General features: G+C 63.5%; 11 protein-coding genes. 8 read left to right on the top strand and 3 right to left on the bottom strand.

Annotated features, from left to right (window positions below):
- Window positions 1-19: 19 nt before the first annotated feature.
- Genes lipB through ACS5NL_RS19785 form a run of 3 tightly spaced genes read right to left on the bottom strand, consistent with a single transcriptional unit; the run spans window position 20 to window position 1,901 of the window.
- Window positions 20-712, bottom strand: coding sequence for a lipoyl(octanoyl) transferase LipB (gene lipB / locus ACS5NL_RS19775; RefSeq protein WP_439355687.1), 693 nt, complete (start codon window positions 710-712; stop codon window positions 20-22).
- A 17-nt stretch (window positions 713-729) separates the two neighbouring features.
- On the bottom strand, window positions 730-1,014 hold the full coding sequence (locus tag ACS5NL_RS19780) for a DUF493 family protein (RefSeq protein ID WP_439355688.1): 285 nt from the start codon (window positions 1,012-1,014) through the stop codon (window positions 730-732).
- A gap of 8 nt (window positions 1,015-1,022) precedes the next feature.
- Window positions 1,023-1,901: a D-amino acid aminotransferase gene (locus ACS5NL_RS19785; RefSeq protein WP_439355689.1), complete on the bottom strand. Its 879-nt coding sequence runs from the start codon at window positions 1,899-1,901 to the stop codon at window positions 1,023-1,025.
- A 118-nt stretch (window positions 1,902-2,019) separates the two neighbouring features.
- On the opposite strand from ACS5NL_RS19785, the gene ACS5NL_RS19790 reads away from it, so the two are divergent.
- The 8 genes from ACS5NL_RS19790 (at window position 2,020) to atpD (ending at window position 8,913) form a co-directional block, all read left to right on the top strand.
- Window positions 2,020-2,532, top strand: a complete 513-nt coding sequence (locus ACS5NL_RS19790; RefSeq protein WP_439355690.1) for an ATP synthase subunit I — start codon at window positions 2,020-2,022, stop codon at window positions 2,530-2,532.
- A gap of 28 nt (window positions 2,533-2,560) precedes the next feature.
- Window positions 2,561-3,445 (top strand): F0F1 ATP synthase subunit A, encoded by an 885-nt coding sequence (gene atpB, locus ACS5NL_RS19795; protein WP_439355691.1) that lies wholly within the window; start codon window positions 2,561-2,563, stop codon window positions 3,443-3,445.
- A 73-nt stretch (window positions 3,446-3,518) separates the two neighbouring features.
- The gene (gene atpE, locus ACS5NL_RS19800) at window positions 3,519-3,767 is read left to right on the top strand and encodes a F0F1 ATP synthase subunit C (protein ID WP_374407998.1); all 249 of its coding nucleotides are present in this window, start codon (window positions 3,519-3,521) and stop codon (window positions 3,765-3,767) included.
- A 128-nt stretch (window positions 3,768-3,895) separates the two neighbouring features.
- The gene (locus ACS5NL_RS19805) at window positions 3,896-4,366 is read left to right on the top strand and encodes a F0F1 ATP synthase subunit B (protein ID WP_439355692.1); all 471 of its coding nucleotides are present in this window, start codon (window positions 3,896-3,898) and stop codon (window positions 4,364-4,366) included.
- A gap of 50 nt (window positions 4,367-4,416) precedes the next feature.
- Complete coding sequence (locus tag ACS5NL_RS19810) at window positions 4,417-4,947, top strand: F0F1 ATP synthase subunit delta (RefSeq protein ID WP_439355693.1); 531 nt, start codon at window positions 4,417-4,419, stop codon at window positions 4,945-4,947.
- A gap of 61 nt (window positions 4,948-5,008) precedes the next feature.
- Complete coding sequence (atpA, locus tag ACS5NL_RS19815; protein WP_439355694.1) at window positions 5,009-6,571, top strand: F0F1 ATP synthase subunit alpha; 1,563 nt, start codon at window positions 5,009-5,011, stop codon at window positions 6,569-6,571.
- A gap of 30 nt (window positions 6,572-6,601) precedes the next feature.
- Window positions 6,602-7,468, top strand: coding sequence for a F0F1 ATP synthase subunit gamma (gene atpG, locus ACS5NL_RS19820; RefSeq protein ID WP_439355695.1), 867 nt, complete (start codon window positions 6,602-6,604; stop codon window positions 7,466-7,468).
- Window positions 7,469-7,506: 38 nt separating this feature from the next.
- Window positions 7,507-8,913 (top strand): F0F1 ATP synthase subunit beta, encoded by a 1,407-nt coding sequence (atpD, locus tag ACS5NL_RS19825; protein WP_439355696.1) that lies wholly within the window; start codon window positions 7,507-7,509, stop codon window positions 8,911-8,913.
- Window positions 8,914-8,945 lie beyond the last annotated feature (32 nt).

Below are 8,945 nucleotides of genomic sequence, written 5' to 3' on the forward strand. Positions count from 1 at the left end.
GCGGGTGGCGCGTTGGGGTTCAGGGGCTGAGGGTGGCGCCGAGCTTTTCGCTCAGGACCTGGGCCGCTTCATCCCATGAAACGGCAACCCCGATTGTAGAAAGATCGACCGTCTGCAGGCCGGCATAGCCACACGGGTTGATGCGCCAGAAGGGTTGCAGGTCCATGGTCACGTTCAGCGCCACGCCGTGGTAGGTGCAGTGCCGGCTGACCTTGATGCCCAGCGCCGCGATCTTGCCCAGGCCGGCGAAGTCCGGCTGTGGAGGCGGGGAACCTTCTTCGCGTTTCTGCGGGCGCTGGGGCAGCAGCGCATGACTGAAAGGGTCGTCCAGCCGCACGTAGATGCCCGGCGCTCCCGCCACGCGGTGCCCGGTCACGCCGAAGTGGCCGAGGGTGCGGATGACCGCCTCCTCGATGCGGTAGACGTACTCCTTGACGAAGTAGCCGGCGCGCTGCAGGTCGATCAGCGGGTAGACCACCACCTGGCCGGGGCCGTGGTAGGTCACCTGGCCGCCCCGGTTGGTCTTGACCACCGGGATGTCGCCCGGCGCCAGCAGGTGGTCTTCGCGGCCGGCCAGCCCTTGGGTGAACACGGGCGGGTGTTCGCAGACCCAGAGCTCGTCGGGCGTGTCCGGCGTGCGCGCCGCGGTGAACGCCACCATGGCGTCGTAGGTGGGCTGGTACGCGACCAGACCGAGCGGGCGGACGATCATGGGGCGGCGCCGGATCGTCAGAGCACGACCTTGACCATCGGGTGCGTGGTCAGCGTGCGGTAGAGCTCGTCGAGCTGCTCGCGGCTGGTCACGTACACCGTGAGCGTCAGGCCCATGTAGTTGCCGGCCTTGCTGGGGCGCAGCTCGATGGTCGTGGCGTCGAAGCCCGGGTCGAAGGACTTGGCGATGTGCGTCATGGCCGTGACGTAGCCGTCGACATTGGCGCCCATCACCTTGATCGGAAAGTGACAGGGGTATTCGATCAGCGATTGGTCCGGCGGAATGGGTCGGTTCAGGTCCATGCGGAGTCTCAGGTCAGTTGCCGGGTCTTGGCGCCCTGGTAGGCGGCATGAAGGCGTTGGTAGATGGGGCCGGGGCGGCCGGTGCCGACCGGTCTGTCGTCCAGCAGGGTGACAGGCAGCACCTCCTTGGTGGCGGAGGACAGCATCAGCTCGTCGGCCGCCAGCACGTCTTCGCGCGGGATGCGGCGCAACCGGAACGGGATGCCTGTTTCGGCGCAAAGTTCCTCGATCAGGTCGTAGCGGATGCCCTGCAGCACCAGGTGGTCCTTGGGTGGTCCGCTGACCACGCCGTCGCGCACCACCCAGACGTTGCTGGACGCTGCCTCGCTGAGCCAGCCGTCGCGGAACATGATGGTTTCGACCGCGCCGGCGTCGGCGCTGATCTGGCGCGCGAACACCGCGCCGAGCAGGCTGGTGCTCTTGATGTGGGCCTTCTGCCAGCGGAAATCGTCGGCCGTGACGCAGGGCACGCCGTCGGCGCGCTGGGCCATCGAGGGGGGCTTCATCTCGCTGGTCATGACGAACACCGTCGGTGTCAGCCCCTCGGGCATGACATGGTCGCGCCGGGCCACGCCCCGCGTGATCTGGATGTACACCAGCTGGTCGGCGGCGCCGGTGGACGAGGTCAGCGAATGCATGAGATGCCGTGCGATCTCCAGCCAGCGCTTGCGCGCGAACGGTTGCGGAATGCGGGTTTCCGCCAGCGACCGGTCGAGCCGGTCCATGTGTTGCTCAAACCGGAAGAGCCGGCCGGCGTAGGCAGGGAGAACCTCGTACACGCCGTCGCCAAAAATGAATCCGCGGTCGAGCACGCTGACCCTGGCGTCCCGCACGCGCGTGAACTCGCCGTTGAGAAAACAGAGCGTGTCGGGGAGGTCGGAAAGCATGGAAGGGATTATCCGGCGCAGTGCCGCGCACCGCCGGCCGGTTGACGGCCGGGGTGGGTTTATACGTATAATCACTGGCTTTGCGACGACCAGCGACCTTTGTAACCTGACTGTAAAGATGGATGTCGACAATGCCCCGGCTGCGTTGCCGGAGACGGCAGCCACAACAGCAGATGCTTGGGAAGATGGGGCGCAAGAGCCCGAGTTCAAGCCCCTGACCCGTGAAGAAGCGGAGCAGTGGCGTGCCAGTCAGCCGGAGTTGACTCCGTGGCGGGTGGTGAGGGTGCAGTGGCTGGTGGGCTTGTCCCTGGCTGCGCTGGTGGGTCTCGTGACCCGTCAGGTCCCGATCGCCTGGTCTGTGCTGTATGGCGCTGCCGCAGCCGCGCTTCCGACGTCCTTGATGGCTTGGGGGCTGACCTCCAGTGCGCTGGCCAGGAATCTGGCGGGGCGGGTGGAGACGGTCTTCATGAATTTCGTGCTCTGGGAAGGGGTGAAGATCCTGCTGACCGTGATCCTGTTGTGGATCGCTCCCAGGATCGTTCCGAATCTCAACTGGCTCGCGCTGGTCGCGGGTCTGGTGGTGGTGCTCAAGGTGTACTGGTTTGGATTCGTGATCCAGGCCCGGCGTTGAATCAAACGGTTGACGGAAACATACAAACATGGCTGCTGAAGGACATTCACCGACCCCGGGCGAGTACATCCGCCATCACCTGACCCACCTCAATACGTCGGGTCACAAGCAGGGGTCGATCGTCGACTTCTCCATCATCAACATCGACTCGGTGATCTTCAGCGTTCTGCTGGGTGCGCTGGTGAGCTTCTTCCTGTGGCGCGCCGCCCGCAAGGCTTCGGCTGGTGTGCCGGGCCGCTTCCAGGCTGCGGTCGAGATCCTGTTCGAGATGGTCGACAACCAGGCCAAGTCCGTGATCCACAACGCCAACAGCCGCAAGCTGGTGGCTCCTCTGGCGCTGGCGGTGTTCTGCTGGATCTTCATGATGAACTTCATGGACATGCTGCCGCTGGACCTGCTGCCCATGCTCTGGGGCAAGTACAACGCCGCGATCGGCCACGATCCCGAGCACGCCTACCTGCGTGTCGTGCCCACGGCCGACCTGTCCACCACGCTGGGCCTGTCGATGTCGGTGCTGCTGCTGGTGCTGTTCTACAACCTGAAGATCAAGGGCCTGGGCGGCTGGACGCACGAACTGGTGACCGCGCCTTTCGGCACCAGCAAGAATCCGGTGTTCGCGCTGCTGCTGGGCATTGTCAACTTCGCCATGCAGATGATCGAATTCGTCGCCAAGACCGTGTCCCACGGCATGCGACTGTTCGGCAACATGTTTGCCGGTGAACTCGTGTTCATGCTGATCGCGCTGCTGGGGGGCTTCGCCGCCTTCTCGCTGAGCGGTGGCCTGTTCTTCGTCGGGCACATCATCGCCGGTACCGTGTGGACCATCTTCCACATCCTGGTGATCACGCTGCAGGCGTTCATCTTCATGATGCTGGCCCTGATTTATCTGGGTCAGGCGCATGACGCTCACTGAGTTGCACGGACCTTCCGCGCGCTGAGTTTCTTTTCTTTCTTTTTCACCTCACTTCCATTTCATAGGAGTCATCATGGAAAACGTTCTGGGTCTCGTCGCACTGGCTTGCGGTCTCATCGTCGGTCTGGGCGCTCTGGGCGCTTCCGTCGGCATCGGCATGATGGGCGGCAAGTTCCTCGAATCCGGTGCACGTCAGCCCGAGCTGATGAACGACCTGCAAACCAAGATGTTCCTGCTGGCTGGTCTGATCGACGCCGCCTTCCTGATCGGCGTGGCCATCGCCCTGCTGTTCGCCTTCGCGAACCCCTTCACGCTGGGCTAATCGGTTTGCTGCCGCTTTCGGCAGCAGGCTACTGAAATGCCGGTGATCCCGCCGGTCTTTCTCCCTGTTTCCGTGGGTCCTGCGGCAGCTGCGTCACCACTCTTGTCAACACACAGAAAGGCGTTGCGATGAATATCAATGCAACCCTCTTTGCGCAGGCCGTCGTCTTTGCGATCCTGATCTGGTTCACGATGAAATTCGTGTGGCCTCCGATCGCCAAGGCTCTCGACGAGCGTGCGTTGAAGATTTCCGAAGGTCTGGCGTCGGCCGAGAAGGCCAAGTCCGAACTGGCCGTGGCCAACAAGCGGGTGGAAGAAGAGTTGAGCAAATCGCGCAACGAGTCTGCCACGCGTCTGGCCGATGCCGAGCGTCGTGCTCAGATCCTGATCGAAGAGGCCAAGGGCCGTGCGACCGAAGAGGCCGCCAAGATCGTGGCCAGCGCCCGTCAGGAAGCTGAGCAGCAGGTCATCAAGGCGCGCGAATCGCTGCGCGAAGAGGTCGCTGCACTGGCTGTCAAGGGTGCGGAACAGATCCTCAAGCGCGAAGTCAACGCCGGCGTTCACGCCGAGTTGCTCGGGCGCCTGAAGGCCGAGCTCTGATCCTCGCGTCCACTTTCCTGTCCCGTACCGCTGGCATCCACAGGTAGATCATGGCTGAAATTGCAACCATTGCCCGTCCCTACGCCGAGGCCTTGTTCAAGGCTTCCGGCGCTGACGTTGCTGCCGCGTCCGTCTGGCTCGACGAGCTGGGCGCCGTGGCCGCCAACGAACAGCTGCGCCAGTTCGCAGACAGCCCCAAGGCGTCCCCCGAGCAGGTGTTCGGCGTCATCAGCGGCGTGCTCAAGAATGCTCTGCCCGCTCAGGGCCAGAACTTCCTGCGCACCGTGATCGACAACGGCCGCATTGCTGCCTTGCCCGAAATCGCAGCGCAGTTCCGTGTGCTCAAGAACGCCCGGCTCGGCAGTTCCGATGCGGTCGTGTACAGCGCATTCGATATCGACAGCGCTGCGCTGGCCGACCTCTCGGGCGTGCTGGAAAAGCGTTTCGGCCGCAAGCTCAACCTCAAGGTCGAGCTGCAGCCCGAGCTGATCGGTGGCATCCGGGTGGTCGTGGGCGACGAAGTGCTCGACACCTCGATCAAAGCCCGTCTGGAACAAATGAAAGTGGCGCTGACGGCCTGACCGTCGGTATCCCGCTTGCCTCGCGCGCCCTCATCCCATTTAACGAAAGAAGGAAAGAGTCATGCAACTCAATCCCGCTGAAATCTCCGAACTGATCAAGTCCCGCATCGAGGGCCTGGGCGCATCGAGCGATGTGCGCAACCAGGGTACCGTGGTGTCTGTGACCGACGGTATCTGCCGCGTGCACGGTCTTTCCGATGTGATGCAGGGCGAAATGCTGGAATTCCCGGCCAACAAGGACGGCATCCCGTCCTTCGGCCTGGCGCTGAACCTCGAGCGCGACTCCGTCGGCGCCGTGATTCTGGGTGAGTACGAGCACATTTCCGAAGGCGACACCGTGAAGTGCACGGGCCAGATCCTTTCGGTGCCGGTTGGCCCCGAACTGATCGGCCGTGTGGTGAACGCTCTGGGCCAGCCGATCGACGGCAAGGGTCCGGTCAACGCCAAGCTGACCGACGTGATCGAAAAGGTCGCCCCGGGCGTGATCGCCCGCAAATCGGTGGACCAGCCGGTGCAGACCGGTCTGAAGTCGATCGACTCCATGGTGCCCGTGGGCCGTGGCCAGCGCGAACTGATCATTGGCGACCGCCAGACCGGCAAGACCGCCGTGGCGATCGACGCGATCATCAACCAGAAGGGTCAGAACATGACCTGCGTTTACGTCGCGATCGGCCAGAAGGCCTCGTCGATCAAGAACGTGGTGCGTGCTCTGGAGCAAGCCGGTGCGATGGACTACACCATCGTCGTGGCCGCTTCGGCCTCCGAATCCGCTGCCATGCAGTACCTGTCGGCCTACTCCGGCTGCACGATGGGTGAGTACTTCCGCGACCGCGGTCAAGACGCCCTGATCGTGTACGACGACCTGTCCAAGCAGGCCGTGGCCTACCGTCAGGTGTCGCTGCTGCTGCGCCGCCCGCCAGGCCGCGAAGCCTACCCCGGCGACGTGTTCTACCTGCACAGCCGTCTGCTCGAGCGCGCCGCTCGCGTGAACGCCGACTACGTCGAAGCCTTCACCAAGGGTGAAGTCAAGGGCAAGACCGGTTCGCTGACCGCACTGCCTATCATCGAAACGCAAGCCGGCGACGTGTCCGCTTTCGTGCCGACCAACGTGATCTCGATCACCGACGGCCAGATCTTCCTGGAAACCAGCCTGTTCAACGCCGGTATCCGCCCCGCCATCAACGCCGGTATCTCCGTGTCCCGCGTCGGTGGTGCCGCCCAGACCGACCTGATCAAGAAGCAGTCCGGCGGTATCCGTACCGACCTGGCCCAGTACCGTGAACTGGCTGCCTTCGCGCAGTTCGCTTCCGACCTCGACGAAGCCACCCGCAAGCAGCTCGATCGTGGCGCTCGCGTGACCGAACTGCTGAAGCAGGCCCAGTACAGCCCGTTGTCCATCAGCCTGATGGCCGCCACGCTGTTTGCCGTGAACAAGGGCTACCTGGACGACATCGACGTCAAGAAGGTGCTGTCGTTCGAAGCCGGCCTGCATGCTTTCCTGAAGGACAAGCACGCTGCCCTGCTGCAGAAGATGGAAGCCGGCAAGGCGCTGGACAAGGACAAGGAAGCTGAAGCCCAGCTGGCCGCAGCGGTCGCCGACTTCAAGAAAACCGGCACGTTCTGAACCGCCCATTGACCCGATAAAGGAGCAGCAATGGCAGCAGGCAAGGAAATACGCGGCAAGATCAAATCGGTGGAAAACACCAAGAAGATCACCAAAGCCATGGAAATGGTGGCCGCCTCCAAGATGCGCAAGGCACAGGACCGCATGCGTGCGGCCCGTCCTTACGCGGAAAAGGTGCGCCAGATCACCGGCAACCTGAGCAAGGCCAATCCGGAGTACACCCACGCGTTCATGAAGCCCAACGACGCCAAGACCGCCGGTTTTGTCGTCGTCACGACCGACAAGGGTCTGTGCGGCGGCATGAACACCAACGTGCTGCGTGCGCTGACGAACCAGCTCAAGGATCTGCAGGCCAAAGGCGTGGGCGCCGAAGCCGTGGCCATTGGCAACAAGGGTCTGGGCTTCCTCAACCGCATCGGTGCGAAGGTCGTTTCCAGCGCCACCGGTCTGGGCGACACGCCCCACCTGGACAAGCTGATCGGCCCGGTCAAGGCGCTGCTGGATGCGTACACCGAAGGTCGCGTCAATGCGGTGTATCTGTGCTACACGAAGTTCATCAACACGATGAAGCAGGAAGCCGTGATGGAGCAGCTGCTGCCCCTGAGTTCGGACAGCCTGCAGGACCAGGCGGGTGGCCGTGACTGGGACTACCTGTACGAGCCCGATGCCGCAGCCGTCATCGACGAACTGCTGCTGCGCTACGTCGAAGCGCAGGTGTACCAGGCAGTGGCCGAAAACATGGCCTCGGAGCAATCGGCGCGCATGGTGGCCATGAAGGCCGCCACCGACAACGCCGGCAGCGTCATCGGCGAACTCAAGCTGGTCTACAACAAGACCCGCCAGGCCGCGATCACGAAAGAGCTCTCGGAAATCGTGGCCGGTGCGGCAGCGGTTTGACGTTCCACAGAATCTAGAGAAAACAGAAGGTATCCATCATGTCTCAAGTACAAGGCAAGATCGTCCAGTGCATCGGCGCCGTCGTGGACGTGGAGTTTCCGCGCAACCAGATGCCGCACGTCTATGACGCGCTGAAGATGGAAGGCTCCGCGCTGACCCTCGAAGTCCAGCAGCAGCTGGGCGATGGCATCGTGCGCACCATTGCGCTGGGTTCGTCCGACGGCCTGCGCCGCGGCATGGTGGTGACCAACACCGCCAACCCCATCATGGTTCCCGTCGGCAAGGCCACCCTGGGCCGCATCATGGACGTGCTGGGCACGCCCATCGACGAGCGTGGTCCGGTTGACCAGGCCCTGACCGCCTCCATCCACCGCAAGGCCCCGGCCTACGACGAGCTGTCGCCGTCGCAGGAACTGCTGGAAACCGGCATCAAGGTGATTGACCTGGTCTGCCCGTTCGCCAAGGGCGGCAAGGTGGGTCTGTTCGGTGGTGCCGGTGTGGGCAAGACCGTGAACATGATGGAACTCATCAACAACATCGCCAAGGCCCACTCGGGTCTGTCGGTGTTCGCCGGTGTGGGCGAGCGTACCCGTGAGGGCAACGACTTCTATCACGAGATGGCCGACTCCGGCGTCGTGAACCTGGAGAAGCTCGAAGACTCGAAAGTTGCCATGGTCTACGGCCAGATGAACGAGCCCCCGGGCAACCGTCTGCGCGTGGCCCTGACCGGTCTGACCATCGCCGAGTCGTTCCGCGACGAAGGCCGTGACGTGCTGTTCTTCGTGGACAACATCTACCGCTACACCCTGGCCGGTACCGAAGTGTCCGCCCTGCTGGGCCGTATGCCTTCCGCCGTGGGCTACCAGCCGACGCTGGCCGAAGAAATGGGCCGTCTGCAAGAGCGGATCACGTCGACCAAGGTCGGCTCGATCACCTCGATCCAGGCCGTGTACGTGCCGGCCGATGACTTGACCGACCCGTCGCCTGCCACCACCTTCGCCCACTTGGACTCCACCGTGGTGCTGTCGCGTGACATCGCCGCCCTGGGTATCTACCCCGCCGTGGACCCGCTGGACTCCACCAGCCGCCAGCTGGACCCGCTGGTCGTGGGCCAGGACCACTACGAAACCGCCCGCGCCGTGCAAGGCACGCTGCAGCGCTACAAGGAACTGCGCGACATCATCGCCATTCTGGGCATGGACGAACTGGCACCGGAAGACAAGCTGGCCGTGGCCCGCGCCCGCAAGATCCAGCGTTTCCTGTCGCAGCCGTTCCACGTGGCCGAAGTGTTCACCGGTTCGCCCGGCAAGTACGTGCCGCTGTCGGAAACCATCCGTGGTTTCAAGATGATCACCGCCGGTGAGTGCGATCACCTGCCGGAGCAGGCCTTCTACATGGTCGGCACGATCGACGAGGCTTTCGAAAAGGCCAAGAAGGTTGCCTGAGCGGCCAGCGGGGCATCCTGACCGGGTGCCCC

It is taken from the genome of Hydrogenophaga sedimenti, from assembly GCF_051857515.1.
GTDB lineage: Bacteria > Pseudomonadota > Gammaproteobacteria > Burkholderiales > Burkholderiaceae_C > Hydrogenophaga.

What these genes read in the sequence shown, in the direction of transcription:
- lipB (WP_439355687.1), bottom strand. Translation starts at nt 712, where the DNA reads ATGATCGTCCGCCCGCTCGGTCTGGTCGCGTACCAGCCCACCTACGAC.
- ACS5NL_RS19780 (WP_439355688.1), bottom strand. Translation starts at nt 1,014, where the DNA reads ATGGACCTGAACCGACCCATTCCGCCGGACCAATCGCTGATCGAATAC.
- ACS5NL_RS19785 (WP_439355689.1), bottom strand. Translation starts at nt 1,901, where the DNA reads ATGCTTTCCGACCTCCCCGACACGCTCTGTTTTCTCAACGGCGAGTTC.
- ACS5NL_RS19790 (WP_439355690.1), top strand. Translation starts at nt 2,020, where the DNA reads ATGGATGTCGACAATGCCCCGGCTGCGTTGCCGGAGACGGCAGCCACA.
- atpB (WP_439355691.1), top strand. Translation starts at nt 2,561, where the DNA reads ATGGCTGCTGAAGGACATTCACCGACCCCGGGCGAGTACATCCGCCAT.
- atpE (WP_374407998.1), top strand. Translation starts at nt 3,519, where the DNA reads ATGGAAAACGTTCTGGGTCTCGTCGCACTGGCTTGCGGTCTCATCGTC.
- ACS5NL_RS19805 (WP_439355692.1), top strand. Translation starts at nt 3,896, where the DNA reads ATGAATATCAATGCAACCCTCTTTGCGCAGGCCGTCGTCTTTGCGATC.
- ACS5NL_RS19810 (WP_439355693.1), top strand. Translation starts at nt 4,417, where the DNA reads ATGGCTGAAATTGCAACCATTGCCCGTCCCTACGCCGAGGCCTTGTTC.
- atpA (WP_439355694.1), top strand. Translation starts at nt 5,009, where the DNA reads ATGCAACTCAATCCCGCTGAAATCTCCGAACTGATCAAGTCCCGCATC.
- atpG (WP_439355695.1), top strand. Translation starts at nt 6,602, where the DNA reads ATGGCAGCAGGCAAGGAAATACGCGGCAAGATCAAATCGGTGGAAAAC.
- atpD (WP_439355696.1), top strand. Translation starts at nt 7,507, where the DNA reads ATGTCTCAAGTACAAGGCAAGATCGTCCAGTGCATCGGCGCCGTCGTG.